We start from the raw sequence: 24,159 nt of genomic DNA on the forward strand, positions 1-24,159 counted from the left end.
CGCTTCCGCGCCGCGCTCTACACGGACACAAAAGAGCGAGGCGGCGTCTGGAGAATGACGCCGCCGTCCGATGTCAGGCGAGCCAGCCCACGTAGAAGCCCACCAGCAGCACGACGCCGATGAAGCCGCGATAAACGACGAAGGGCCAGGCCGAGAAGCGCTCGAGAATCCGCAGCAGGCCCCAGATGGCCGCGAAGGCGGAGATCGAGGCGATGATGAGGCCGAGCGTCAGCACGGACCAGCCGTGCAGATCGAGATGCGCCTTGTGCAGCTCCCAAAGCTCCTTCAGCCCGGCAAGCGCGATGGCCGGCAGGCCGAGAAGGAAGGAGAAGCGCGCCGCCTCCTCGCGCTTGAGGTCCAGGAACAGCGCCGCCGTCAGCGTCGAGCCCGAGCGCGACACGCCGGGGATCAGCGCGCCGACCTGCGCGAGGCCGACGATCATCGCATCCTTCAGGCTGACGTGATCGAGCGTGCGCTTGTGGTTGCAATAAAGCTCCGCGATCGCGAGCAGCGCCGCCATGACGATGCAGGAAATGCCGATCACGGGCAGGGTGCGCAACGGCGAGCCGCAAGCGTTGAGCGTATGCGACAGAAGAATGCCGGCGAGCCCGATGGGGATCGTCGCGAAGCCGATCCACAGCACGAAGCGGAAGGTCCAGTCGTTGAAGTCGCGGCGCTTGAGCGCGGCGATCGAGCCGACCGCCAGCGTGCGGATATCGTCCCAGAAATAGCTGATCACGGCCGCGAGCGCCGCGAGCTGCATCGCCGCCGAAAAGGCGGAGCCGGGGTCCTTCCAGCCGAGCAGCGCCGGCACGATGCGCATATGGGCGGTTGAGGAAATCGGCAGAAGCTCGGTGATTCCCTGCACGACGCCCAGCGCCGCGACTTTCATATAGCCGAGGTCCACGAAACCCGTGTCGAGACCATTGGTGCAAGCCGTCGCCATTTTTTCTCCCGCCGGAAGCGGCGCGGTTTTGACGACGCGCGCCGGGGCACTACGGAATTTTCACTGTGCCGGTATTTGGTTAATGGAGAGAAAAGAAGGCGGGGCGACGCGCGCGCGCCTCATTTGCGCGAAAAAGCGACGCCCGCCGCGCCGGCGCCTAGCGAAAGAGCGCCATCGCCTTCAGGAGAGTGATCGACACGCCCCAGATCAGCGGGACCCCGACCGCCGCCCAGGCCAGGAGAAGCACGGGCGAGAATTGGCCGTCGCCGCGAACTCGAACGGCCGCGGCTGGTTCCGTCGCAGGCTCCATCGCTTCCTCGACGAAGTCCTCGAAATCGGCGTGCGGCTCCTTCTCTTCCTCGCGGATCGCCGCGACGCTCGTCTTTTTGGCGGCCGCGACCTCTTCATCCGTCATGTAATATTTTTCGTCCACCGGCCGGACGAGGAGGTTGCAGACGAGCCCCAGAAGCAGCAGGCCCGCGAGCACATACATGGTCTGGTTATAGGCGGCCTCGCGCGCCACGCCGTGGGCGAGCTGATATTCGCGGATGTAGTTCACCAGCACCGGGCCGAGCACGCCGGCCGTCGACCAGGCGGTGAGCAGGCGCCCGTGGATCGCCCCGACGTAATGCGTGCCGAAAATGTCCGCGAGATAGGCGGGGATGGTGGAGAAGCCGCCACCGTACATTGTGATGATGACGGCGAAGAGCAGGACGAACAGGAAAACGACGCCGCCTTTGGCCGCAAAGGGTACGGCGGCATAGAGGAAGAGGCCCAGCACGAAGAAGATGCCGTAGGCGCCCTTGCGGCCCAGAAAATCCGAGGCCGACGCCCAGCCTATGCGCCCGCCGATGTTGCACAGGCTCAAGACGCCGGTAAAGCCGGCCGCAATGGCGGCGATCTGCTTTCTTTGCTCGTCGGCGAGCGCGTCATAGCCGATGTCGAGGCCGATCAGACGGCCGCCAAAGACCTCCTGCAGCATGGGCGAGGCCATGCCGAGCACGCCGATGCCCGCCGACACATTGAGGCACAGCACGCCCCACAGCAGCCAGAACTGCCGGGTCTTCCAGGCGACGTCGAGATGGACGTGGCGATGGGTGACGAGGGCGTTGGCGGCCGGCGCCGGGGGCGTGAAGCCCTGCGGGGCCCAGCCCTCCGGCGGCACCCGATAGCCGAGCGCCCCGCAGACCATGAAGACGAAATAGATGCAAGCGAGCGCCGCGAAGGTCTGCCAGACGCCCGGCGACGTCGGCGTCGCGAAATAGCTCATCAGCCGATCGGCGAGCGGCGCGCCGATCATGGCGCCGCCGCCAAAGCCCATGATGGCGAGGCCGGTGGCGAGGCCGCGGCGGTCGGGGAACCATTTGATCAGCGTCGAGACGGGCGAGATATAGCCGAGCCCGAGGCCGACGCCGCCGATGACGCCGGAGCCGAGCCACAGCATCCAGATCTGATGGAGATAGACGCCCAGCGCCGAAACCAGCAGGCCGCCGCACCAGCAGAAGGCCGCGGCGAGGCCCGCCTTGCGCGGTCCCGCCGTCTCGAGCCAGTGGCCGAAAATGGCGGCGGAGGAGCCGAGCAGCACGAAAAACAGCGTGAAGGTCCAGCCGAGCCAGCTGATCTTCCAGTCGCAGTCCGTCGCCACGATGGTCGCGAGGAAGCTCATGTCCGCCGCGCATTCCCTGGGCGCCGCGCCGCCCACGACGCGCGACAGCGGCAGCCAGAAGACCGAAAAGCCATAAGCCATGCCGATGCACAGATGGATCGCGAGCGCCGCCGGGGGCGCAAGCCAGCGGTTGAACGTCGGGGAGGCGATGGTGCGCTCGCGGGAGAGGAAATTCGGTTGCGGCGCGACAGCAACGTCCATCTTCAAAACCCTTCCCGGCGCCCGAGCGCCCAATCCACTGACGAGAGATGCGTTTTCGTCATGCAAACAGCAGGCCGCAGAAAACGCGTTCTTCAAAGACAGCAACGCCTTGATAGCCTGTGCATATCGCGCCGCAAAAGATCGATCAATCGTGACCCTGGCCGTCTCGCAGACGGCCAGAATCGCCCTCGCGACGCCGCCGGCAGGAGCGGGGCGCGCCCGCTCAGGCAATCCCGGCCGGGACGTCCTCAGTTGACGCTGCGATCGATGATCTGCGCGAGGTCCGTCATGATGACGTTCAGATCGTAGTTCTTGGGCGTATAAACCGCCGCGACGCCCGACTCGAGCAGGAGCTTCTCATCCTCCGGCGGAATGATGCCGCCGACGACGAGCGGCGCCGAAACGCCCTCTTCCTTCATCAGCCGCATCACCTCATGCGCGAGGGTCACATGGGAGCCCGAGAGGATGGAGAGGCCGATGCAATGCACGCCCTCCTTCTTCGCCGCTTCCACAAGCTCCGCCGGCGTCGAGCGGATGCCGGCGTAGATCACGTCGAAGCCCACGTCGCGCGCCCGGACGGCGATCTGCTCGGCGCCGTTGGAATGCCCGTCGAGGCCCGGCTTGCCGACGAGGAACTTCGGACGGCGCCCCACCTTGTGGGCGACGCGCTCCACTTCGCCGCGCACCTTGTCGAGCTGGCCGCCGACCTGGCGCGCCGTCGAGGAGACGCCCGTCGGCGCGCGATATTCGCCGAAGACGCCGCGCAGCACCGCGCCCCATTCGCCGGTCGTGACGCCGGCCTTGGCGGCGGCGATGGAGGGCTCGACCATGTTGCGGCCCTCTTTCGCCGCCCGCGCCAGCTCTTCGATCGCGGCCTTCGCGGCCGTGTTGTCGCGGCTCTCGCGCCAGGCCTTCAACCGCGCGATCTGATCGGCCTCGACGCCCTCGGGCACGACCATGATGGCGTCGCTGCCCGAGGCGAGCGGCGAGGGCTCCGTGGAGGTGAATTTGTTGACGCCGACGACGGTCTGCTCGCCGGCCTCGATCGCTTCGAGGCGCGCCGTGTTCGACTCGACGAGCTTGGACTTCATGTAGCCGATCTCGACCGCGGCCGCCGCGCCGCCGAGCTCGTCGATCTTCTTCAATTCGGCCTTGGCCTCCTCCTTCAGCGCCGCGACCTTGCGGGCGATCTCCGGATTGCCGTCGAAGATGTCGCCATATTCGAGCAGGTCGGTCTCATAGGCCATGATCTGCTGCATGCGCAGCGACCATTGCTGATCCCACGGGCGCGGCAGGCCGAGCGCCTCGTTCCAGGCCGGAAGCTGCACGGCGCGGGCGCGGGCGTTCTTGGAGAGCACCACCGCCAGCATTTCGATGAGGATGCGATAGACGTTGTTTTCCGGCTGCTGCTCGGTGAGGCCCAGCGAATTGACCTGCACGCCATAGCGGAAGCGGCGCAGCTTCTCGTCCTTCACGCCGTAGCGCTCGCGGGTGATCTCCTCCCAGAGCTCGGTGAAGGCGCGCATCTTGGAGAGTTCCGTGACGAAGCGCATGCCGGCGTTGACGAAGAAGGAGATGCGGCCGACGACCTGATCGAAATCTTCCTGCGACAGGCCGGCGGCCTTCACGCCGTCGAGGATCGCCACCGCGGTGGCGAGCGCATAGGCGAGCTCCTGCGCCGGCGTCGCGCCCGCCTCCTGCAGATGATAGGAGCAGACGTTCATCGGATTGAACTTGGGGCATTCCTTCGTGGTGAAGAGAATGAGGTCCTGCGTCAGGCGCAGCGACTGCGCGGGCGGGAAGACATAGGAGCCGCGCGAGAGATATTCCTTGATGATGTCGTTTTGCGTCGTGCCCTGCAGCTTGACGCGCGGCGCGCCCTGCTCCTCGGCGGCGGCGATGTAGAGCGCCATCAGCCACACGGCGGTGGCGTTGATGGTCATGGACGTGTTCATCTCGGCGAGCGGAATGCCGTCGAAGAGGGTGCGCATGTCGCCCAGATGCGACACAGGCACGCCGACCTTGCCGACCTCGCCGCGCGACAGAATGTGGTCGCTGTCGTAGCCCGTCTGCGTCGGCAGGTCGAAGGCGATGGAGAGACCCGTCTGACCCTTGGCGAGATTGGAGCGATACAGCCGGTTCGACGCCTCGGCGGTCGAGTGACCGGCGTAGGTGCGGAACATCCAGGGCTTGTCGCGGCGCGGGGCAGACGTATCGTTCATTTTGGTCCTCCTCGCCGCTGCGATAGCATGGCCGCGACGCAGGCGGAAGCGGGCGAGACGCCGCTGTTCGCCGCATGAGAGAAGGCCACAAAGAGACAGGCGAGACCGTCGCCGCGGCTCACTCCGCCGCCCGCGCCTCCGCGAGATCACGCGCCTCCGGCGGCCACAGCTCCCGCAGCGGCGCCGGCAGATCGGAGACCACCTTGGCGGTTTCGTTGAAGTCGATCTCCCGCCAGATCACCGCGAACACCGCCCGCGCCGCCGTTCCCGCGTCGACCGGAAAGCCACGCGGCAGCTCTCTCGCGATGCGGGCCTCGAATTCGTCGAGGCGGCGCCAGAGGTCGGGCTGGCCGGCGGGCCGCCAGCCGGCGAAATAGATGCCGCGCACGAGCAGGGGGAGTTGTGCGCCGAGATGCGCCGCCTGCTCGATCGTCAGCCGGTCGCGCAGCGCGTGGAGCACGGCGCGCAGCGCGCTGTAGGCGTGCGGCCGGTCGCCGAGGCGATGGTCTTCCGCGAGCGCCTTGAGCCAGGCATTTGTCTGCTGAACCGTGTGATCGAGGGCCGCCACTTGTGTTTCGCTCATGGCTTTCCATCTCCCTGGGAGCCGCGCCGGCGCCGACGCCTCTACGTCCCGTTTCGGGGAGGAGGCGTAAGGGATTATCTATCGCGCATCGGCCAGGCGGCGCGCCTCGACGACCCGATCGGGCGCCCATAGGCCAAACCTGCCCGATCCATCGGAATTTTCACCCTATCCCGCGCGTCGCCGGACGATTATAAGCTCGCCGGTTATTGCTGCGACGCCGCAATGCCTCATGGAGTGGAGGGAGCTTTACCTTGAGCGAGAAGAAAGACCTTTACGAGTTGGGCGAAATCCCGCCGCTCGGCCATGTTCCCAAGAACATGTACGCCTGGGCGATCCGGAAAGAGCGCCATGGGCCGCCGGAGACGGCGATGCAGCTCGAGGTTCTCCCGACCTGGGAGCTCGACAGCCATGACGTGCTCGTCCTCGTAATGGCCGCCGGCGTCAACTACAACGGCGTCTGGGCCTCGCTCGGCGAACCCATCTCCCCGCTCGACGGCCACAAGAATCCCTATCATATCGCCGGCTCCGACGCGTCGGGCATCGTCTGGGCGGTCGGCTCCAAGGTGAAGCGCTGGAAGGTCGGCGACGAAGTCATCATCCACTGTAACCAGGACGATGGCGACGACGAGGAATGCAACGGCGGCGACCCGATGTTCTCGCCCTCGCAGCGCATCTGGGGCTATGAGACGCCGGACGGCTCCTTCGCCCAGTTCTGCCGCGCGCAGGACCGCCAGCTCATGCCGCGCCCCAAGCACCTCAGCTGGGAAGAGTCGGCCTGCTATACGCTGACGCTCGCCACCGCCTATCGCATGCTCTTCGGCCATGAGCCGCATGAGCTGAAGCCCGGCCACAATGTGCTGGTCTGGGGCGCCTCGGGCGGCCTCGGCGTCTTCGCCGTGCAGCTCTGCGCCGCCTCGGGCGCCAACGCCATCGGCGTGATCTCGGACGAGTCGAAGCGCGACTACGTCATGTCGCTCGGCGCCAAGGGCGTGATCAACCGCAAGGACTTCAAGTGCTGGGGCCAGCTCCCCAAGGTCAATTCGCCGGAATATGTCGAATGGACCAAGGAGGCGCGCAAGTTCGGCAAGGCGATCTGGGACATCACCGGCAAGAAGGACGTCGACATCGTCTTCGAACATCCGGGCGAAGCGACCTTCCCCGTCTCCTGCCTCGTCGCCAAGCGCGGCGGCATGGTGGTGTTCTGCGCCGGCACGAGCGGCTTCAACATCACCTTCGACGCCCGCTATGTCTGGATGCGCCAGAAGCGCATTCAGGGCTCGCATTTCGCGCATCTCAAGCAGGCGGCGGCGGCGAACCAGTTCGTCATCGACCGTCGCATCGACCCCTGCATGTCGGAGGTCTTCGCCTGGGACAAGATCCCGCTGGCGCATATGAAGATGTGGAAGAACGAACATGCGCCCGGCAATATGGCGGTGCTCGTGAACGCCCCCGAGCCCGGCCTGCACACGGTCGAGGACGTGACCGAGGCCTATAACAGGAAGAAGTAAGGGCGCGACGCCCCGACGATCATTTTGACGGCGCGCCGGGCGACTGGCGCGCCGTTTTTTCTCGCTCCCCGCGCTTGCTGCGAGGTAGTCTGCCGCATGGCCCTCGCCCCGACGCCCGACCTGCGCGACGCGCTCATCGCCCTCATCGACTGGCATGTCGAGAGCGGGGTCGATCTCGCGCTCGATGCGGCGCCGCATGACCGCTACGCCGACAGCGCCCGCGGGCCGCAGGCGGCGGGCCTCCCCGCGCCGGCCCTCGCGCCCGGCCCCGCGCCCGCAGAACCCGTCTCCGAGCCCGCCGCGCCGCGCCGCCCGGCGCCCGTCATCGCCGCGCCGGACGAGGCCGCGCGGGCCGCCGAGGCGGAAGCCGCCGCGGCGCAGGATCTCGGCGCGCTCGCCGCGCGGCTCGCCGCTTTCCCCTATGCGCCCTTCCGCGAGATGGCCGAGCATTTCCTCTTCGCCGCCGGCACGCCCGGCGCGCCGCTCATGGCGCTCGACGCCGCGCCGGGCGCGACGGAGGAATCGAGCGGCGAGGCCTTCAGCGGCGACAAGGCGCGGCTGCTCGACAATATGCTCGCGGCGATCGGCCAGAGCCGCGAGAGCGCCTATCTCGCCTATGTCGCGCCCTGGCGTCCTGCGGGGGACCGGGCGCTCACGGCGCAGGAGATCGCGGTTTTCGCGCCCTTTGCGCGCCGCCACCTGGAGCTCGCGCGGCCGCGCGTCGTGCTGCTCTTCGGCGAGGCGCCGGCGCGCGTGGCGCTGGAGACGGGCGAGCCGGTCAGCCGGTTGCGCGGCAAGCCCTTCGACCTCGCCGGCGGGACACGGGCGTTCGTGTTCAGCGGGCTCGACACTCTGCTCAAAAGCCCGGCGCTGAAGCCGGCCGCCTGGCGCGATCTGCGCGCGGCGGCGGCGCTGCTGCAAGGGTAGGGCCGCGGCGGGCGCTATTCGGCGGCCGCGCCTTCCTTCTCGCCCCCATAGCGGCGGGCGACGTAATCCTCGACGATGCGGGTGAACTCCTCGGCGATGCCCTCGCCGCGCAGCGTCATGGCCTTTTTGCCGTCGATGAAGACGGGCGCGGCCGGCGTCTCGCCCGTGCCGGGAAGCGAGATGCCGATGTCGGCGTGTTTCGACTCGCCGGGGCCGTTCACGATGCAGCCCATCACCGCGACATTGAGCGTCTCGACCCCCGGATATTGCGCGCGCCAGATCGGCATGCGCTCGCGGATATGCTCCTGAATGTCGCGGGCGAGCTCCTGAAAGACGGTCGAGGTGGTGCGGCCGCAGCCGGGGCAGGCCGCGACGAGCGGCACGAAGGTGCGGAACCCCATGGTTTGCAGGATTTCCTGCGCGACGCGCACTTCGAGCGTGCGGTCGCCGCCGGGCTCGGGAGTGAGCGAGACGCGGATCGTGTCGCCGATGCCGTCCTGCAGCAGGACGCCCAGCGCCGAGGCCGAGGCGACGATCCCCTTCGAGCCCATGCCGGCCTCGGTGAGGCCGAGATGAAGCGCATAGTCGCTGCGCTGCGCGAGCATGCGATAGACGGCGATGAGGTCCTGCACCGCGGAGACCTTCGCCGAAATGACGATGCGGTTCTTCGCCAGGCCGATCTCCTCGGCGCGGGCGGCCGACATCAGCGCCGAGCGCGCCAGCGCCTCGCGCGTCACCGCGCGCGCGTCGATCGGCCGGTCCGAGGCGGCGTTGATGTCCATCAGATAAGTGAGCAGCTCCTGATCGAGCGAGCCCCAATTGGCGCCGATGCGCACCGCCTTGTCGTGCTTCGCCGCGAGTTCGACGATCGCCGCGAACTGGCGGTCCTTCTTGTCCTTGAAGCCGACATTGCCCGGATTGATGCGATATTTGGCCAGCGCCTCGGCGCAGGCCGGATGATCGGCGAGGAGCTTGTGGCCGATGTAATGGAAATCGCCGACGAGGGGGACGTTGATCCCCTTGCGGTCGAGCTTCTCGCGGATATGCGGCACGGCCGCCGCCGCCTCGTTGCGATCGACGGTGATGCGGACGATCTCGGAGCCCGCCTGCGCCAGCGCCGTCACCTGCGCGACGGTCGCCTCGACGTCCGCCGTGTCGGTGTTGGTCATCGACTGCACGACGATCGGCGCGCCGCCGCCGACCGTCACGGCGCCGGCGCCCGAGCCGATCCGCACGGCGCAGGTCTTTTTGCGAGGCGCGGGCTCGGCGGAAACGGGATCGGGCAGGCGGGACTCGGTAGCGTCGGTCATCTCGTCACGGCTCCGTTGAATGGCTTTCGCCCTAGGTCGCGCGGAATGAGGCGCGGGTCAAGCGCGCGGCCAGGAGGCTATGTGGGAGGGCGCTCGATTAACCCATCTTCCGGCGCGGATCGTAGTGATGCCGCTCGCGCAAGTCCCGCAGCCGCGCCTCGAATTCGGCGTCCGGCTCCTCGGGCAACATGAGTTTCAGCGTCACATAGAGATCGCCGGCCGGCTTGCTCTCGGTCTGGGGCAGGCCCTTGCCGCGCAGGCGCAGCACGCGGCCGCCGTTGGAGCCCGCCGGCACGGCGAGCTCGACCTTGCCGTCGAGCGTCGGCGTCTGCACCTTCGCGCCCAGCGCCGCCTCGTAAATCGTCACCGGCAGATCGAGCCGCAGATCCCGTCCTTCGGGTTTGAAGTAGGGGTGGGGGGCGATCTTCACCGTCACCAGCGCGTCGCCGGGCTCGCCGCCGCGCCCGCCCGGCTGGCCCTGTCCGCGCAGGCGGATCTGCTGGCCGTCCTCCACCCCGGCGGGAACCTTGACTTCGAGCGTGCGGCCGGAGGGCAGAATGACGCGGGCCGAGCCGCCCTTGGCGGCGGTTTCGAGCGGCACGGTCGCCGTCGCGGCGACGTCCTCGCCACGCTCGGGCGTCGGCTGGGCGCGCCGGCGCCCGCCGAAGAGATCGGCGAAGAGGTCGCTCGGGTCGAAGCCGCCGCCCCCCTGGCCGCCGACATTGAATTCGAAATGCTGGTTCGCCCCCGGCCCCGCGCCCGCCGAGCGCCAGGCGCGCGAGAAGCCGCCCTGCCCCGCGCCGGCGCCGAAGCCCTCAAAGCCCCTGGGCTTGCCGTCGGCTCCGATCTCGCCCCGGTCGTATTGGGCTTTCTTCTTCTCGTCGCCGACGATTTCGTAGGCCGTATTGATTTCCGCGAACCGCTCCTTGGCCTTGACGTCGTCCTTGTTGCGGTCGGGATGGTATTTCTTGGCGAGCTGGCGATAGGCCTTCTTGATGTCGGCCGCGCTCGCCGATTTGGAAACGCCGAGTACGTCGTAAGGATCGCGCATTGTGTCCAATCAGCCCATGGGAGCGCCCGCCCGAAGCGGCGCGGGCGCAAATGTCATGAAAAGTCTATGTGGGAGAAACGCCGCCCCAACGCAAGCGCGAGCCGGGCGGATTTTAAAGCTTCGTCGGCGCTTTCGCGAAATCCTCGAGCGCCTTGCCTTCGGGATCGAGGCGGGCGAGGGCGTCGTTGACCGCCTCGATCTGGCTCGGCTCCCCGCCCGCCATATTTTCCTCGGTCGCCCGCATCAGGGCGCGGGCGTCGAGCTCCCAGCGTTTGAGGATTTCGATTTTCATGAGCTTGGCCAGCGACGGCGTTTCAACGATCTCGCTCGGCGCGTCGAAAACAGAAGACGGGGAGACGAGGGCCTGCTCGATTTCGGCGGCGCCCAGGGAAGCGACTTTCATCTTTGCATCCGGTTGGAGTGAATGTCTCGAACGCGCAAGCGGCGCCTGTGTTCCCGCGGCCGTCAGCCCGCGGCCGCGTCGATGATCAGCTTCACGTTCAGCGCGATGACGCCCGCCGCGATCACGGCCGCGACAAGGGTCGTGCGGCGGGGCGCGACGAGCGCGCCCATCACGTCGCGACGCGCGGTGAAGAGCACGAGAGGGACCACCGCGAAGGGCAGGGTCACGCTGAGAACCACCTGGCTCAGCACCAGAAGCCGCGCCGTCGCGCTCTCGCCGGCGTAGAGCGTGACGGCGATGGCGGGCGCGATGGCGATCGCCCGAGTCACGAGGCGCCGCGCCGCGGGGGCGAGACGCAAATGGACGAAGCCCTCCATCACGATCTGCCCGGCGAGCGTGGCGGTGACGGTCGAATTGAGCCCGCAGGCGATGAGCGCCACGGCGAAGAGCTTCGCGGCCAGGGGCTCGCCGAGCAGCGGCGCGATCAGCCGATGCGCCTCGCCGAGCTCGGCCACCTGATCGAGCCCCCGGGTATGAAACACGGCCGCCGCCAGCACCAGGATTGCGCCATTGACGAGCAGCGCGAAAAAGAGCGCGAGGGAGCTGTCGAGCACGGCGAAGCGGATGGCTTCGCGCTTCTGCCGCGCCGAGACGCCCACGGCGCGGGTCTGGACGACGAAGGAATGCAGGAAGAGATTGTGCGGCATCACCGTCGCGCCGAGAATGCCGAGCCCGAGATAAAGCATCTCGGGATCGGCGAGGAAGCGCGACGTGGGAACGAGGCCCCGCGCCACCGCCGCCATGTCCGGCCGCGCCATCACGAGCTCGGCGGCGAAACAGAAGCCGATCAGACCGAGCATCGACACGACGAAAAGCTCGATCTTGCGAAAGCCCAGCCGTTCGAAGGCGAGCACGAGAAAGGCGTCGAGCGCCGTCGCGACGATGCCGAGGGCGAGCGGCAGGCCGAAAAGCAGCTCGAGTCCGATCGCCGTGCCGATCACTTCCGCGAGATCGGTCGCGAAAATGCCGGCCTCGGCGAGGAGCCAGAGGAAGACCGCCACCGGAAAGGGCATATGGGCGCGGCAGGCCTGGGCGAGATCGAGCCCGGCGCCGACGCCGAGCCGCGCCGAGAGGGACTGCAGGACGATGGCCATGAGGCTCGAGAGCACGGCGACGAAAAGCAGCGCCGTTCCAAACTTGGAGCCGCCGGCGAGCGCCGTCGCCCAATTGCCGGGGTCCATGTAGCCCGTGGCGACGAGATAGCCGGGGCCGAGAAAGACGAAGATGCGATTGACGAGCTTGCCGCCGGCGGGAACCGCCACGGAGCGCCTCAGCTCTCCGCTCGTCGACCCCCACGGCGCGGATGTGGCCACGTGAACCCCTCCCGAACGTCGCCCGTCCGCGGGCGCCCGTTCGCGGAGGCGGCGGATTTCAGGAAACGACCTTGCGCAGCAACGCTTCGAGGCCTTCCGGGAAGATCAGCTCACAAGACGCAGCGATCTCGTCGGCAGACCACCACCGCCATCCGAGAAGATGCGTCTTCTCCTCTGGCGTGAGGCTTTGCGGGGCAGGCGCAAACTCTTCCGTTCTGATGAGGAAATAGCGCTCGATCGCCTGGCGCCAATCGTCGCCGAGCTCCATGGGGAATTCGCGCGTCGCCACGACGGGGCCCAGGTCCTGGCCGATCAGCAGGCCCGTTTCTTCGTGAACCTCCCGCCGCAGCGCCGTCTCGAAGCTTTCGCCCTCCTTGAGCGCGCCGCCCGGCGTCGCCCAGAAGTGATGATGCCCGAGCGCCAGAAAATGCGGCGACAGCCCGCCCGCATATTGCATCAGCAGCGCCCGGCCCGAAGGCGCGACGACGAGCGCGCGGGCGGCCTCGCGGCGGGGCAGCGGCGCGCCGTCCCAGGGCGCGGCGATCTCCGAGCGCCCCTCCGGCCGCGCCCAGTCGACGAGCGACCATTTGCCGCCCTCATAGGCGACCCAGTTCGGCGTCGCATTGAGGATCGGATGCTCGCGCTTCTCGGAGAGCGCCCGGCCGGTGGCCATGCGCCAGGCGATGTCGAGGACGCCCGCATGGGCGACGACGAGCACGGTGAGCCCGGCGCTTTCCCGCGCGATGTCGGCGAGGACGGAGCGGATGCGGCGCGAAAACTCCTCGAGCGTCTCCCCTTCGGGCGCGGCGAAATCCGGCCTGCGGGAAAGATAATGCGGATAGTCGTCGGCGTATTTGACCTGCACCTCGGCGTGCGTATGGCCCTGCCAGGCGCCGTCGTCCTTCTCGCGCAGCCGCTGCGTCGCCCGCACCTCGAGGCCGAGCGCGCCGGCGATGGGCGCGGCGGTGGCGAGGGCGCGGCGCAGATCGCTGGAATAGACACGATCGAAATGCGCGCCGTCGAGCTCGCGGGCGAGGGCCTGCGCCTGCGCGCGCCCGCGCGCATTCAGGGCGATGTCGAACTGGCCCTGAAAACGGCGCTCGATGTTCCAGTTGGTCTCGCCGTGGCGGGCGAGACAGATGATGGTGCGGGTCATCGCTCGTCTGGGCGCTGCTCGTGACGCGGCGCTTGGCGCGCGCCGGGCTGTTCTGCCCTATCTTCGCGCAAAAGTCAGTCGCCTTTTGGCCCGGAGCCGCCGGCTCCCGCGCCTCAATGCCGCGCGGCGTAGGTGAATTCGCCGGCGCGAATATGCTCTGGCAAGGCTTCTGCGAAGCGCGCGACGGCCTCCTCGCCATAGGTTGCGACAAGTTCGCGCAGCGCCGCCGACAACGCCGCCTGGGCGAATGAATCGCTCTCGATTCCCGCCAGGATCGCCTCGGCGAAGGCTTCGGTCACATAGGCCAGGGCGGCGCGCTGCTGCTCGCCGCCGGCCTCGTCGAAAGTCGCTAGGTTCAGCTGCATCATGGGAGGCACTTTAGACAACGCGCCCCCGCGGCGCGACCGGCCTCTTTCCAAAAGGTTAATTGCCGCTTGCGGGAAACCTCACGGAACGCCGAAGCGGTAGCTGACCTCACGGGAGATTTTGGCCGCCTCGTCGAGATAGCGCGCCGTCGCGTCCCTGGCGTTCTGGGTGCAGGCCCGATAGGTCAGCTCATAGCCATGAAAGCCGCGGTTGAAGGCCGCGACATATTTGTCCCGCCGCGGGCCGCTCGGGGCCTCCGCCTCGATCAGGGCGGACATTTTGTCGCGCCACTCGGCGCCGTCCTGCTCCTGGCAGAGGTCGCGCAGAAAGGCGAGCGCGCCGAGCACTTCCGAAAGCCGCACGAGCTGCCCCTCATAGGGCGGCGGCGGCGCCTCCCCGCCGGGCGCACCCGGTTTGGCGGCGGTCTCCGGCTGCCCCTTGGCCGCCTCCCCCTTCTTCTTGGCCTTGGCGGCCGCCGCGTCGGGGCGCTTCTTCTCCTTGTCCGCGCGCGGGACGTCGCGAGCGGGCCGTGGCGGCGCGCGCTCGGGACGGTCGGGGCCAAAGAGATTGTCGAAAATCCCCTGGGCCCCGGCTTCGAAGCTCGGGAGCGAAACGCAAGCGAGCGCAAGGAAGGCGAGGCTGCGTCTCATGGCGAGGCTGCGCTTCATGGATAAAGGCGCTCCTTGCGCCAGTCATGATCCGGCGCCTCGCGGAAGAAGCGCAGCCGGTCGTGCAGACGGAAGGGACGGTCCTGCCAGAACTCCATGGCGACCGGCTGGATCCGGAAGCCGCGCCAATAGGGCGGACGCGGTATGTCGCCGATCGCATATTTGGCCGCATAGGCCGCGACCGACTTCTCCAGCGCGAATCGGCTCTCCAGCGGACGCGACTGCTGGCTCGCCCAGGCGCCGATGCGCGAGTCGCGCGGGCGACTCGCATAATAGGCGTCGGACTCCGCCTCGCTCACCGCCTCCACGGGGCCGCGCAGACGCACCTGGCGGCGCAGCGATTTCCAGTGGAAGAGCGCCGCCGCCTTCATATTGGTGGAGAGCTGGCGGCCCTTGGCGCTTTCGGCGTTGGTGTAGAAGACGAAGCCCTCGGGGCTCCATTCCTTCATCAGCACCATGCGCGCGTCCGGAAGGCCGTCGGCGTCGACGGTCGCCACGACCATGGCTTCCGGATCGTTGATCTCCTTATGCCGCGCGTCCTCGAACCACCGTCCGAAGAGCTCAAAGGGTTCTACTGCTTCGACAAAGTCACCCGACGTTAACGCGTTCACGCGAAAATCCTCTCTCGAGCGCCCGGCGTGGCGCGCCGCGTTTGGAAGGCAGCCCTTTGCAGTTCTTGCGTATCAGACATATAACCGATGGCCCGTTTGCTCAATTCCCGCGCCTGCGCATCATCGGCGCGCTCGCCGTCGCCGGCGCCCTTTCGGGTTGCTCCATCGCCATTCCCGTTGCCTCTTCCAACAATTCCGCCCTGTGGCGGGGCGCGCCGGAAGATGCGACCGGCTCCATCGCCCGTCCCGCGCCGAAGCTCTCCCGCCATCTCGACGCCGAGGATATGCGCCGCGCCATGGCGGCGATGGGCACGGCGCTCGATCCCCAGGGGAGCGGCGCGAGCGTCCATTGGGACAATCCGCAATCGGGGGCCAGGGGCTCCTTCACGCCCGTCGGACAGGCCTATCCGCTCGACGGCAAGATCTGCCGCGGCTTTGTCGCGGACATCGAAGCCGGCGAAACCGGCGAGAAGCTCAAAGGCGCCGCCTGCCGCGAGAAATCGGCGGACTGGGCGCTGACCGAGGCGAAGCCCGTCAAAAGCTAGATTTTTCGCGACTAACCCGGCTTGCGGTCGACGAGCCACAGGGCCGCGACGAAGAAACCCTTCGAAACCGGCAGAAAGACCAGCGCGGCGACGATCGTGACGAGGACGAGGATCGCCGCCTCCTGCCAGTAGGGCAGGAGTTCGCCGCGCTCCAGAAAGATCAGCAGCGGCACGACGATATGCGCGACGAGGCCGATGGTGAGCCAGGCCGGCCCGTCGTCGGCGTCGAGCCCCTCGAAGCTTTCGCCACAGTGCGGACAGGCGTCGCGGCGTGTCAGATAGCCTTCGAAAATGCGCCCGGCGCCGCAGCGCGGGCATTTCATCGACGCGCCGCGCCACAGGGCCAAGGGCGTCGAGGCGGCGTCGCGCGCCGGAACATGCTTTTCAGTCATAAGGCTTTTTTCACCTTTCACCGTCCCGAATCAAGCGCCCCCGATTCGGACCGGCTTTGTGCCGGTTTTCGTCCCGGCCTTCCCGGAACGGGACGCACCGGAGCCCCTTGCGTTCAGGCCCCGGCAAGGTTTTTGAATTCTTCCGGCGCAAAGGTAAGCTCGTCGCCCGACCCCGGAGCCTCCCCATGTCCAAACCCTTCGGCAAGCGCCGCCTGATCGCAACGAGCCTCCTCGCGCTGCTCGTCGTCCCGGCCTTCTTTCTGTCCATGCGGGTCTTTGCCGCGTGGCGGGCCGGCTACGAGTGGAACGAGATGGATTGGGACGGCAAGGGTCATACGACCGTCCTCGATTTCCTCAAATCGGCCGAGATCGGCCGGCGGCCGGCGCTGGTCGGCGACCGGAGCTGCGTCGAATATTTCCTTCATCGGGACGGGATCGTGGTGAAGACCGCCTGTCCCCGCTAGCCTGCCCCCGCTAGCCAGCGCCCGGCGGGCGGCGCCCCGCGCCATTGCCATTCCGGCCGGTCTGCGCTAGCTCGACGCGTCTTTTCCCGCGCGGCCAAAGTGCCGGCGGACGCGCGACCGGAGCCTTGCCCCCATGAAACTTCCCAACCAGTTCTATCGCCCGCTCGCCATCGGCGCCCCCGAGCCCTATCGGGAGCTCCCGGTCAAGGTCGAGCGCATGATTCATTTCGTGCCGCCGCATGTCGAGAAGATGCGGGCGAAGGTTCAGGACATCGCCAAACAGGTCGACGTGGTGCTCGGCAATCTCGAGGACGCGATTCCCGCCGACGCCAAGGAAGCCGCCCGCGCCGGCTTCATCGAGATGGCGAAGAACACGGATTTCGGCTCGACGGGCCTGTGGACCCGCATGAACGCCCTGAACAGTCCCTGGGCGCTCGACGACATGATCGACATCGTCGGCGCGGTCGGAAACAAGCTCGACGTCGTCATGCTGCCCAAGGTCGAAGGCCCCTGGGACATCGCCTATCTCGACCAGCTGCTCGCCCAGCTCGAAGCCAGGAACGGCGTCAGGAAGCCCATTCTCATCCACGCCATTCTCGAGACGGCCGAGGGCGTGAAAAACGTCGACGCCATCGCGTCCGCCTCGCCGCGCATGCACGGCATCAGCCTCGGCCCGGCGGATCTCGCGGCCTCGCGCGCCATGAAGACGACCCGCGTCGGCGGCGGCCATCCGGAATACAAGGTCATCGCCGACGCCGCCGGCGACGCGCCGCGCGCCGTCTTCCAGCAGGATTTGTGGCACTACACCATCGCAAAAATGGTCGACGCCTGCGCCGCCGCCGGCATCAAGGCCTTTTACGGTCCCTTCGGCGATTTCTCCGACGCCGCCGCCTGCGAGGTCCAGTTCCGCAACGCCTTCCTGCTCGGCTGCGCCGGCGCCTGGTCGCTGCACCCGACCCAGATCGAGATCGCCAAGCGCGTCTTCTCACCCGATCCGGCCGAAGTCGCCTTCGCCAAAAAGGTGCTGGACGCCATGCCGGACGGCACCGGCGCGGTGATGATCGACGGCAAGATGCAGGACGACGCCACCTGGAAACAGTGCAAGGTGGTGGTCGATCTGGCGAAGCAGGTCGCGGCGAAGGACGCCGATTTCGCGAAGATTTACGGGCTGTGAGTCCCCCGCCCCTCCCGCCTCGCCGCGGGAGGGGCGCAACCGCGCCATTGACAGCCGCCCCGCGCCGCTCCTAAAAAGCCCGTCAATCTCGGTTCGAGAAAACCGTTCAACCCGCCGAGCCGTCCCAAGAGACGGCAGGTCAACGCCCGGCAGCGCGATGCGCCCCCGGGCGCGTTTTGCTTTGGAGCGGCGGCCGGCGCGAGCCCCCGTCGCGGGAGAGAAGACATGTTCGAGAGCCTTTCCGACAAGCTCTCCGCCGTATTCGACAGGCTGACGAAGCGCGGGTCGCTGACCGAGGCGGACGTCAACGAGGCCCTGAAGGAAATCCGGCGGGCGCTGCTCGAGGCCGACGTGGCGCTCGACGTGGTGCGCTCCTTCGCCGACAAGGTGCGCGACCGCGCGGTCGGCGCGGGCGTCATCAAATCGGTCTCGCCCGGCCAGATGGTCGTCAAGATCGTCAACGACGTGCTGATCGAGACGCTCGGCGAGACGACGGAGAGCATCGACCTCGCCTCCAAGCCGCCGGTCGCCATCATGATGGTCGGCCTGCAGGGCGCGGGCAAGACGACGACCACCGCCAAGATCGCCAAGCGCCTCAAGGAGCGCCACGGCAAGCGCGCGCTGATGGCCTCGCTCGACGTGAAGCGCCCGGCCGCGCAGGAGCAGCTCGCCGTCCTCGGCCGGCAGGTCGAGGTCGATACGCTGCCCATCGTCGCCGGCCAGACGCCGATCCAGATCGCGCGCCGCGCCATGGAGGCCGCGCGCCTGCAGGGCTATGACGTGGTGCTGCTCGACACCGCCGGCCGCACCCATATCGACGAGCCGCTCATGCAGGAGATGGCGGACATCAAGTCCTACGCCAGCCCGCATGAAATCCTGCTCGTCGCCGACGCGCTGACCGGTCAGGACGCGGTCAATCTCGCCAAGAACTTCGACGAGCGCGTCGGCCTCACCGGCATCGTATTGACGCGTATGGACGGCGACGGCCGCGGCGGCGCGGCGCTCTCCATGCGCTTCGTCACGGGCAAGCCGATCAAGCTCATCGGCTCCGGCGAAAAGATGGACGCGCTCGACGAATTCTCGCCGCAGCGCATCGCCAACCGCATTCTCGGCATGGGCGACATCGTCGCGCTCGTCGAGAAGGCGGCGGCGGCGATCGACGCGGAGGAGGCCCGCAAGGCCGCCGCGCGCATCGCCAAGGGCAAGTTCGACCTTCAGGACCTCTGCGACCAGCTCGCCCAGGTCGAGAAGCTCGGCGGGTTCGGCGGCATCATGGGGCTCCTGCCCGGCGTCGCCAAGATGAAGGACCAGATCGCCAAGGCCAATCTCGACGAGGGGCTGATCAAGCGCCAGCGGGCGATCATCCTCTCCATGACCCCGCAGGAGCGCCGCAACCCGGACCTTCTCAAGGCCTCGCGCAAGAAGCGCGTCGCGGCGGGCTCCGGCGCCAAGGTCGAGGAGATCAACAAGCTTCTCAAGCAGCATCGCCAGATGGCCGATCTCATGAAGTCCTTCGGCGCCGGCAAGCGCGGCGGGCTCATGGGCAAGGCCGCCCAGATGATGGGGCTCGGCCCCAAGGGCATGGAGATGCCGTCTCAGGAAGAGTTGCAGAAGTTGCAGGAGAAGCTCGGCGGGCCCGGCGCCCCCGGCCTTCCGGCCGCTCCCCCGGCCGACCTCCTTGCGAAGCCGAACCTTCCGGGGCTCGGCGGCGGACTGCTGAGCGGGCTGAACCCGTTCGGAAAGAAAAAGTAACCACGAAAAGCTCAAAGGAACTGACATGTCTCTCAAGATTCGCCTCGCCCGCGGCGGCGCCAAGAAGCGCCCCTTCTATCGCGTCGTCGTCGCCGACTCGCGCTCGCCCCGCGACGGCCGCTACATCGAGAAGCTCGGCACCTTCGACCCGCTGAAGGCCAAGGACGCCGCCGACCGCGTGGTGCTCGACGCCGAAAAGGCCAAGGACTGGCTCGCCAAGGGCGCCCAGCCGACCGACCGCGTCGCCCGCCTGCTCGACGCCGCCGGCCTGATGAAGCGCGAGACGCGCAACAATCCGGAAAAGGCCAAGCCAAAGAAGAAGGCGCAGGAGCGCGCCGCCGCCGCCGCCGAAGCGGCCGCCGCTGCGGAGTAAGTTCCGCAAGCACGCTCTCCACCCTCCCCCTTGCGGGGAGGGTGGCCCCGCGAAGCGGGGTCGGGTGGGGGGCTGCTGGCATAAAGGCCTTCGAGGTCCCGCCGTCCGGGCGGCCCCCACACGGCGCGCGTTGCGCGCCACCCTCCCCGCAAGGGGGAGGGATCGGGTCCCCCCGATTGGGGCTCCAGCGGCGACACGCTCATGAACGCCAGAAACAACCTCGTCCTTCTCGGCCGCTTCGGCGCCCCGCATGGCGTGCGTGGCGAAATCCGCCTGCAAAGCTTCACCGGCGACCCGCTGGCGATCGCCGATTACGGGCCGATGCGCGACAAAAGCGGCGCCCGGACCTTCACCCTTCTCTCCGTCCGGCCGCAGGGCAAGGACATGCTCGTCGCCCGCGTCGAGGGCGTCGCCGACCGCACGGCCGCCGAGAGGCTCACCGGCGTCGAGCTCTATATCGCCCGCGACAGGCTTCCCGCGCCGGAAGACGACGACGAGTTCTACCTCGCCGATCTCATCGGCCTGCGCGCCGAGACCCGCGCGGGAGAAGAGATCGGCGTCGTCGTGGCCCTGCGCAACTTCGGGGCCGGCGACATCATTGAAGTCGCGCCGAAGGGCGGCGGCGAGACGCTGCTCTTTCCCTTCACCAGGGCGGTCGTGCCGGTGGTGAGCGTCGCGGAGGGCCGCGTCGTGATCGAACCGCCGGAGGAGATCGCGGGCGAAGGGCAAGACGCCGAAAAGGCGTGAGGGCTAGCGGCCCGCGGCGCCCCCATGCCATAAGCCCCCCATGTGGCGCGCGACGATCCTCACCCTTTTTCCCGAGATGTTTCCCGGCCCGCTCGGCCTCTCGCTCGCCGGCGACGCGCTCGCCCGCGGTGTCTGGGCGCTGGAGACGCGCCAGATTCGCGAGCACGGGATCGGCCGCCACCGCGCCGTAGACGATACGCCGGCCGGCGGCGGGCCGGGCATGGTGATGCGCGCCGATGTGCTGGCGGCGGCGATCGACGCGGCGCAGGCGGAAAATGATCCGAGGCCGCGCCTGTTGATGAGCCCGCGGGGCCGCCCGCTGACCCAGGCCCGCGTGCGAGATCTGGCGCGGGGGCCCGGCGCGATCATTCTCTGCGCGCGCTTCGAGGGCGTGGACGAGCGCATCATCGCCGCGCGCAACCTCGAAGAAGTCTCCATCGGCGATTACATTCTGTCGGGCGGGGAAATCGCCGCGCTTGCCCTCATGGACGCCTGCGTGCGGCTGCTTCCCGGCGTCATGGGCGAGGAGCTCTCGGGCGAGGAGGAAAGCTTCGAAGCCGGGCTTCTCGAATATCCGCATTACACGCGGCCGCGCGACTTCGAAGGGCGCCCGATCCCGGATATTTTGCTCTCGGGCGATCATGCGAAAATCGCCAAATGGCGCCATGAACAGGCGCTGGCGCTGACGCGGGCGCGGCGACCGGACCTTCTCGCGCGGGGAAAAGACTGACGGCGCGCCTTTGGCGTGCGCCTTTGGCGTCATGGCCGCGACGCGCGCGGCCAAGACGCGGAGTTAAAAGCCCTCAGCCCACGGGCTTCAGGGCGAGCGCCTTTTCGATCTCGGGCAGCGGATGCTTGGTCAGATCCTTGTCCAGCTCGCCGGCGACCTTGCCCTGCGCCTTGACCGACAGATCCTTGCGGATTTCGCCGAGGGTCCTGGGCGGCGCGACAATGACGATTTCCTTCAGCTCGCCGCTTTCGGCGGCGGCGTTGATGCGGTCGGCCATGGAGCGGGCGAAACGCTCTTCCTCGAGCTCGTGCCAGTCGACATTGCCCATGGCGCTTCGGGCGTGGGAGCCCGCCGAAGCGAAGGCGCGGCCCGGCGCGTCGGACCCTTGCGCGCGCGTCGCAGGGTTGTCGTCGATCCGCGTTTCGATGACGCGAAGATCGAGTATCTGGGCGTCGCCATGATTTTGGAAGAACAGCGCCCGCCGTCCGTCGCCGACGAGCACCCACGCCCCGTTGTGCACCGCAATCGCGCTCATACCGTCCCTCGTGATTAAAACTGACGCCTCTGGATGTGGCGGCTCAGTGAGGGGAGAGCAAGCTTGGCCGGGCGCGTCGGATCGACGCGCCGCCAGGGAGCGACAGGGGATCAGGCCGCGAGCTTTGCCCGCGGCGCCTGCTCCTGCTTCATCTTCTCGACAACGGCCATCAGATCGCGCTCGGCCTGGCCCGAAGCCGGCGCCCCGGCGTGGAGCCGGCGGGCGATGCGCGCCTCGTTGACGGCATAGGCCAGATAGCAGACGCCGGCGATGAACAGCAGCGCCGTGAAGGGCTCGCCATTGCCGAGGACGGAGAGGTCGGGGGCGCATTCATTGGCGTATTCGCAGGCGTCCGACCAATCCTGGAAATACTGTCTGACGTGTTCCAACATGGTGACCTCCTTGCCTGCCCCGCACGGAGCCGAAAAAGCCGCCGGCCCCCGGGCAAGCTATCTAGCGCATGTCCGCCGCGCCGGTTGTGCGTTGCAACATATATACTGCGCCCCGAAGCTTGCGCCAGTGTAAATTCAATCGTAGCGGTTGAAACTAACCTAAAGATTACAACCCTCTGCGTTATATCGCCGCACTGCAAAAGGATTGTGCAGACAGCATGGAAAACGACCAGTGAATGAGGGGGACAAAAAAAGAGGGGCCCCCGCGGGGACCCCTCGAACACGCCGAAGCGGCTGATATGCCGTCGTTTTAGCCTTCGAGCAGGCGGCGGGCGATGACCTGGGCCTGAATCTCCGCGGCGCCCTCGAAAATATTCAGGATGCGCGCGTCGCAGAGCACGCGGGAGACCGGATATTCGAGCGCGAAGCCATTGCCGCCGTGGATCTGCAGGGCGTTGTCGGCCGCCGCCCAGGCGACGCGGGCGCCGAGAAGCTTCGCCATGCCGGCCTCGAGATCGCAACGCTTGCCCTCGTCCTTCTCGCGCGCGGCGAAATAGGTGATCTGGCGCGCGACGTGAATCTCGACCGCCATGGAGACGATCTTGTTGTAGACGCGCGGGAAGGCGAACAGCGGCTTGCCGAACTGGATGCGCTCCTTGGCGTATTTCAGGCCGAGATCGAGAGCGCATTGGGCGACGCCGAGCGCGCGCGCCGCGGTCTGGATGCGGGCCGACTCGAAGGTCTCCATGAGCTGTTTGAAGCCCTTGCCCTCCTCGCCGCCGAGGAGATTTTCGGCCGGCACCTCGAAATTGTCGAAGCCGATCTCGAACTCCTTCATGCCGCGATAGCCGAGCACCTCGATCTCGCCGCCCGTCATGCCCTTGGCCGGGAACGGTGTCTCATCCGTGCCGCGCGGCTTCTCGGCGATGAACATGGAAAGGCCCTTGTAGCCCTTCTCGTTCGGATTGGTGCGGGTCAGCAGCGTCATGATGTCGGCGCGGACCGGATGGGTGATCCAGGTCTTGTTGCCCGTGACCTTGTAGACGTCGCCCTCGCGCACGGCGCGGGTGCGCAGGCCGGCAAGATCCGAGCCGTTGTTGGGCTCGGTGAAGACGGCGGTGGGGAGGATTTCGCCGGAAGAGATCTTCGGCAGATATTTGTTCTTCTGCGCCTCGGTGCCGCCGACGAGAATGAGCTCGCCCGCGATCTCGGAGCGGGTGCCGAGCGAGCCGACGCCGATATAGGCGCGCGACAGCTCCTCGGAGACGACGCACATGGCGATCTTGCCCATGCCCGAACCGCCGTACTGCTCAGGGATGGTGAGGCCGAAGACGCCAAGTTCGGCGAGGCCCGCGATCACCTCGAGCGGAATATAGGCGTTCTTCGCGTGCCACTCCTGCGCATAAGGCACGACATGGTCGGCCGCGAATTTGCGCATTTCGCTGCGGATGGCCTCCAGCGTCTCGTCGAGGCCCGAGGCGCCGATGGTCTCGGCGGCGGCATGGTGATCGATGAGCTCGGCGAGGCGCGCGCGGTTCGCCGGCGTATTGCCGGAAAGGATCAGCCGGTCGACCGAAGCCGGGCGCCGGGCGGCGATCTGCTGCGCGGAGAGGCCGAAGTCGGAGAGGCGGACGAATTCGCCCTGGCTCATCGGAATGCCGCCATAGACCTGCGCCAGCAATTCGGCGAAGCCGATCTGGTTCAGGAGCTCCTCGGTCTCGCCATAGGCGCCTTCGGCCTGGAGGCGCTCGGCGTAATGGATCAGCTCCTTCAAGCCCTGCACATAGGTCGCGAACCAGGCGAGGCCGTGGGCGGCGTGCTGATCGGCCTCGAAGAGGGCGTTGTCGATCCGGCCGTCGCGCGAGACGCGGGCGCGCACGCTGGCGAGCCCCTCATTGTAGAGCGCCTCGACGGCGGCGAGCGCCTCTTTGGCGTCGGCGAGCCAGGTGGCGGGTTCGATTTTCAACGCGACGGCTGCGGTCATGGAGCTTCCTACCCGTAATTGAGGCCCGTTGCGGGGCGGATAAGTGATTTTGCGCCTTACATGCCGTCATTTTGGCTGCG

Annotated in this window: 25 protein-coding genes; 9 read left to right on the forward strand and 16 right to left on the reverse strand. The window is 67.7% G+C overall.

Annotated elements, in window-relative coordinates; genetic code table 11:
* Positions 1-73 precede the first annotated feature (73 nt).
* From uppP to WOC76_RS19395, 4 genes are all read right to left on the reverse strand, one after another.
* On the reverse strand, positions 74-946 hold the full coding sequence (uppP, locus tag WOC76_RS19380; protein ID WP_341104434.1) for an undecaprenyl-diphosphatase UppP: 873 nt from the start codon (positions 944-946) through the stop codon (positions 74-76).
* Positions 947-1,103: 157 nt separating this feature from the next.
* Positions 1,104-2,813: an OFA family MFS transporter gene (locus WOC76_RS19385; RefSeq protein ID WP_341104431.1), complete on the reverse strand. Its 1,710-nt coding sequence runs from the start codon at positions 2,811-2,813 to the stop codon at positions 1,104-1,106.
* 248 nt (positions 2,814-3,061) lie between these two features.
* Positions 3,062-5,035 (reverse strand): protein meaA, encoded by a 1,974-nt coding sequence (locus WOC76_RS19390; protein WP_341104430.1) that lies wholly within the window; start codon positions 5,033-5,035, stop codon positions 3,062-3,064.
* A gap of 118 nt (positions 5,036-5,153) precedes the next feature.
* Positions 5,154-5,618, reverse strand: a complete 465-nt coding sequence (locus WOC76_RS19395; protein WP_341104428.1) for a DUF2267 domain-containing protein — start codon at positions 5,616-5,618, stop codon at positions 5,154-5,156.
* 251 nt (positions 5,619-5,869) lie between these two features.
* On the opposite strand from WOC76_RS19395, the gene ccrA reads away from it, so the two are divergent.
* Both ccrA and WOC76_RS19405 read left to right on the forward strand, forming a co-directional pair.
* Positions 5,870-7,126: a crotonyl-CoA carboxylase/reductase gene (gene ccrA, locus WOC76_RS19400; protein WP_341104426.1), complete on the forward strand. Its 1,257-nt coding sequence runs from the start codon at positions 5,870-5,872 to the stop codon at positions 7,124-7,126.
* A gap of 96 nt (positions 7,127-7,222) precedes the next feature.
* Positions 7,223-8,053, forward strand: a complete 831-nt coding sequence (locus WOC76_RS19405; protein ID WP_341104425.1) for a uracil-DNA glycosylase — start codon at positions 7,223-7,225, stop codon at positions 8,051-8,053.
* Positions 8,054-8,067: 14 nt separating this feature from the next.
* Here the strand turns inward: WOC76_RS19405 and ispG are convergent, their stop codons facing one another.
* The 8 genes from ispG to pdxH form a co-directional block, all read right to left on the reverse strand.
* Positions 8,068-9,363: a flavodoxin-dependent (E)-4-hydroxy-3-methylbut-2-enyl-diphosphate synthase gene (gene ispG, locus WOC76_RS19410; RefSeq protein ID WP_341104423.1), complete on the reverse strand. Its 1,296-nt coding sequence runs from the start codon at positions 9,361-9,363 to the stop codon at positions 8,068-8,070.
* Between the two features lie 97 nt (positions 9,364-9,460).
* Positions 9,461-10,414 carry a J domain-containing protein gene (locus WOC76_RS19415; RefSeq protein WP_341104421.1) on the reverse strand — a complete coding sequence of 318 codons (954 nt, stop codon included), beginning with the start codon at positions 10,412-10,414 and terminating at the stop codon, positions 9,461-9,463.
* 112 nt (positions 10,415-10,526) lie between these two features.
* Complete coding sequence (locus WOC76_RS19420) at positions 10,527-10,817, reverse strand: hypothetical protein (protein WP_341104420.1); 291 nt, start codon at positions 10,815-10,817, stop codon at positions 10,527-10,529.
* 62 nt (positions 10,818-10,879) lie between these two features.
* Positions 10,880-12,190, reverse strand: a complete 1,311-nt coding sequence (locus tag WOC76_RS19425) for an Nramp family divalent metal transporter (RefSeq protein ID WP_341104419.1) — start codon at positions 12,188-12,190, stop codon at positions 10,880-10,882.
* A 58-nt stretch (positions 12,191-12,248) separates the two neighbouring features.
* Positions 12,249-13,346 (reverse strand): histidine phosphatase family protein, encoded by a 1,098-nt coding sequence (locus tag WOC76_RS19430; protein WP_341104417.1) that lies wholly within the window; start codon positions 13,344-13,346, stop codon positions 12,249-12,251.
* Between the two features lie 113 nt (positions 13,347-13,459).
* Positions 13,460-13,714, reverse strand: coding sequence for a hypothetical protein (locus tag WOC76_RS19435; RefSeq protein ID WP_341104415.1), 255 nt, complete (start codon positions 13,712-13,714; stop codon positions 13,460-13,462).
* A gap of 78 nt (positions 13,715-13,792) precedes the next feature.
* Positions 13,793-14,380, reverse strand: coding sequence for a TIGR02301 family protein (locus WOC76_RS19440; RefSeq protein ID WP_341104413.1), 588 nt, complete (start codon positions 14,378-14,380; stop codon positions 13,793-13,795).
* On the reverse strand, positions 14,377-14,991 hold the full coding sequence (gene pdxH, locus WOC76_RS19445) for a pyridoxamine 5'-phosphate oxidase (RefSeq protein WP_341104411.1): 615 nt from the start codon (positions 14,989-14,991) through the stop codon (positions 14,377-14,379). Before pdxH ends, WOC76_RS19440 begins: the two co-directional genes overlap by 4 nt.
* Before the next feature lie 65 nt (positions 14,992-15,056).
* Between pdxH and WOC76_RS19450 the strand changes: the two genes are divergently transcribed.
* Complete coding sequence (locus WOC76_RS19450; protein WP_341104409.1) at positions 15,057-15,536, forward strand: RT0821/Lpp0805 family surface protein; 480 nt, start codon at positions 15,057-15,059, stop codon at positions 15,534-15,536.
* Between the two features lie 11 nt (positions 15,537-15,547).
* Here WOC76_RS19450 and WOC76_RS19455 read toward each other — a convergent pair whose 3' ends face one another.
* Positions 15,548-15,928 (reverse strand): DUF983 domain-containing protein, encoded by a 381-nt coding sequence (locus WOC76_RS19455; RefSeq protein ID WP_341104408.1) that lies wholly within the window; start codon positions 15,926-15,928, stop codon positions 15,548-15,550.
* A 185-nt stretch (positions 15,929-16,113) separates the two neighbouring features.
* Here WOC76_RS19455 and WOC76_RS19460 point away from each other — a divergent pair, with 185 nt between their 5' ends.
* The 6 genes from WOC76_RS19460 to trmD all read left to right on the forward strand — a co-directional run bounded on the left by WOC76_RS19460 (position 16,114) and on the right by trmD (position 21,168).
* Complete coding sequence (locus tag WOC76_RS19460) at positions 16,114-16,392, forward strand: hypothetical protein (protein ID WP_341104407.1); 279 nt, start codon at positions 16,114-16,116, stop codon at positions 16,390-16,392.
* A 133-nt stretch (positions 16,393-16,525) separates the two neighbouring features.
* On the forward strand, positions 16,526-17,566 hold the full coding sequence (locus WOC76_RS19465; protein ID WP_341104406.1) for an HpcH/HpaI aldolase/citrate lyase family protein: 1,041 nt from the start codon (positions 16,526-16,528) through the stop codon (positions 17,564-17,566).
* 225 nt (positions 17,567-17,791) lie between these two features.
* Positions 17,792-19,318, forward strand: coding sequence for a signal recognition particle protein (gene ffh, locus WOC76_RS19470; protein ID WP_341104404.1), 1,527 nt, complete (start codon positions 17,792-17,794; stop codon positions 19,316-19,318).
* A gap of 25 nt (positions 19,319-19,343) precedes the next feature.
* Positions 19,344-19,691, forward strand: a complete 348-nt coding sequence (rpsP, locus tag WOC76_RS19475; protein ID WP_341104402.1) for a 30S ribosomal protein S16 — start codon at positions 19,344-19,346, stop codon at positions 19,689-19,691.
* Positions 19,692-19,892: 201 nt separating this feature from the next.
* On the forward strand, positions 19,893-20,438 hold the full coding sequence (rimM, locus tag WOC76_RS19480) for a ribosome maturation factor RimM (protein ID WP_341104400.1): 546 nt from the start codon (positions 19,893-19,895) through the stop codon (positions 20,436-20,438).
* A 40-nt stretch (positions 20,439-20,478) separates the two neighbouring features.
* Positions 20,479-21,168: a tRNA (guanosine(37)-N1)-methyltransferase TrmD gene (gene trmD, locus WOC76_RS19485; protein ID WP_341104398.1), complete on the forward strand. Its 690-nt coding sequence runs from the start codon at positions 20,479-20,481 to the stop codon at positions 21,166-21,168.
* A 73-nt stretch (positions 21,169-21,241) separates the two neighbouring features.
* Here trmD and WOC76_RS19490 read toward each other — a convergent pair whose 3' ends face one another.
* The 3 genes from WOC76_RS19490 to WOC76_RS19500 form a co-directional block, all read right to left on the reverse strand.
* Positions 21,242-21,703 carry a host attachment family protein gene (locus WOC76_RS19490; protein ID WP_341104396.1) on the reverse strand — a complete coding sequence of 154 codons (462 nt, stop codon included), beginning with the start codon at positions 21,701-21,703 and terminating at the stop codon, positions 21,242-21,244.
* Positions 21,704-21,813: 110 nt separating this feature from the next.
* Positions 21,814-22,095, reverse strand: a complete 282-nt coding sequence (locus tag WOC76_RS19495) for a hypothetical protein (RefSeq protein WP_341104395.1) — start codon at positions 22,093-22,095, stop codon at positions 21,814-21,816.
* 310 nt (positions 22,096-22,405) lie between these two features.
* Positions 22,406-24,079 (reverse strand): acyl-CoA dehydrogenase family protein, encoded by a 1,674-nt coding sequence (locus tag WOC76_RS19500; protein WP_341104394.1) that lies wholly within the window; start codon positions 24,077-24,079, stop codon positions 22,406-22,408.
* Positions 24,080-24,159 lie beyond the last annotated feature (80 nt).

It is taken from the genome of Methylocystis sp. IM3 (assembly GCF_038070105.1).
Lineage (GTDB): Bacteria > Pseudomonadota > Alphaproteobacteria > Rhizobiales > Beijerinckiaceae > Methylocystis.

Bases quoted from the DNA above. Each gene is read 5' to 3' on its own strand.
- uppP (WP_341104434.1), bottom strand. From the start codon at position 946: ATGGCGACGGCTTGCACCAATGGTCTCGACACGGGTTTCGTGGACCTC.
- WOC76_RS19385 (WP_341104431.1), bottom strand. From the start codon at position 2,813: ATGGACGTTGCTGTCGCGCCGCAACCGAATTTCCTCTCCCGCGAGCGC.
- WOC76_RS19390 (WP_341104430.1), bottom strand. From the start codon at position 5,035: ATGAACGATACGTCTGCCCCGCGCCGCGACAAGCCCTGGATGTTCCGC.
- WOC76_RS19395 (WP_341104428.1), bottom strand. From the start codon at position 5,618: ATGAGCGAAACACAAGTGGCGGCCCTCGATCACACGGTTCAGCAGACA.
- WOC76_RS19405 (WP_341104425.1), top strand. From the start codon at position 7,223: ATGGCCCTCGCCCCGACGCCCGACCTGCGCGACGCGCTCATCGCCCTC.
- ispG (WP_341104423.1), bottom strand. From the start codon at position 9,363: ATGACCGACGCTACCGAGTCCCGCCTGCCCGATCCCGTTTCCGCCGAG.
- WOC76_RS19415 (WP_341104421.1), bottom strand. From the start codon at position 10,414: ATGCGCGATCCTTACGACGTACTCGGCGTTTCCAAATCGGCGAGCGCG.
- WOC76_RS19420 (WP_341104420.1), bottom strand. From the start codon at position 10,817: ATGAAAGTCGCTTCCCTGGGCGCCGCCGAAATCGAGCAGGCCCTCGTC.
- WOC76_RS19430 (WP_341104417.1), bottom strand. From the start codon at position 13,346: ATGACCCGCACCATCATCTGTCTCGCCCGCCACGGCGAGACCAACTGG.
- WOC76_RS19435 (WP_341104415.1), bottom strand. From the start codon at position 13,714: ATGATGCAGCTGAACCTAGCGACTTTCGACGAGGCCGGCGGCGAGCAG.
- WOC76_RS19440 (WP_341104413.1), bottom strand. From the start codon at position 14,380: ATGAAGCGCAGCCTCGCCATGAGACGCAGCCTCGCCTTCCTTGCGCTC.
- WOC76_RS19455 (WP_341104408.1), bottom strand. From the start codon at position 15,928: ATGACTGAAAAGCATGTTCCGGCGCGCGACGCCGCCTCGACGCCCTTG.
- WOC76_RS19460 (WP_341104407.1), top strand. From the start codon at position 16,114: ATGTCCAAACCCTTCGGCAAGCGCCGCCTGATCGCAACGAGCCTCCTC.
- WOC76_RS19465 (WP_341104406.1), top strand. From the start codon at position 16,526: ATGAAACTTCCCAACCAGTTCTATCGCCCGCTCGCCATCGGCGCCCCC.
- ffh (WP_341104404.1), top strand. From the start codon at position 17,792: ATGTTCGAGAGCCTTTCCGACAAGCTCTCCGCCGTATTCGACAGGCTG.
- rpsP (WP_341104402.1), top strand. From the start codon at position 19,344: ATGTCTCTCAAGATTCGCCTCGCCCGCGGCGGCGCCAAGAAGCGCCCC.
- rimM (WP_341104400.1), top strand. From the start codon at position 19,893: ATGAACGCCAGAAACAACCTCGTCCTTCTCGGCCGCTTCGGCGCCCCG.
- trmD (WP_341104398.1), top strand. From the start codon at position 20,479: ATGTGGCGCGCGACGATCCTCACCCTTTTTCCCGAGATGTTTCCCGGC.
- WOC76_RS19490 (WP_341104396.1), bottom strand. From the start codon at position 21,703: ATGAGCGCGATTGCGGTGCACAACGGGGCGTGGGTGCTCGTCGGCGAC.
- WOC76_RS19495 (WP_341104395.1), bottom strand. From the start codon at position 22,095: ATGTTGGAACACGTCAGACAGTATTTCCAGGATTGGTCGGACGCCTGC.
- WOC76_RS19500 (WP_341104394.1), bottom strand. From the start codon at position 24,079: ATGACCGCAGCCGTCGCGTTGAAAATCGAACCCGCCACCTGGCTCGCC.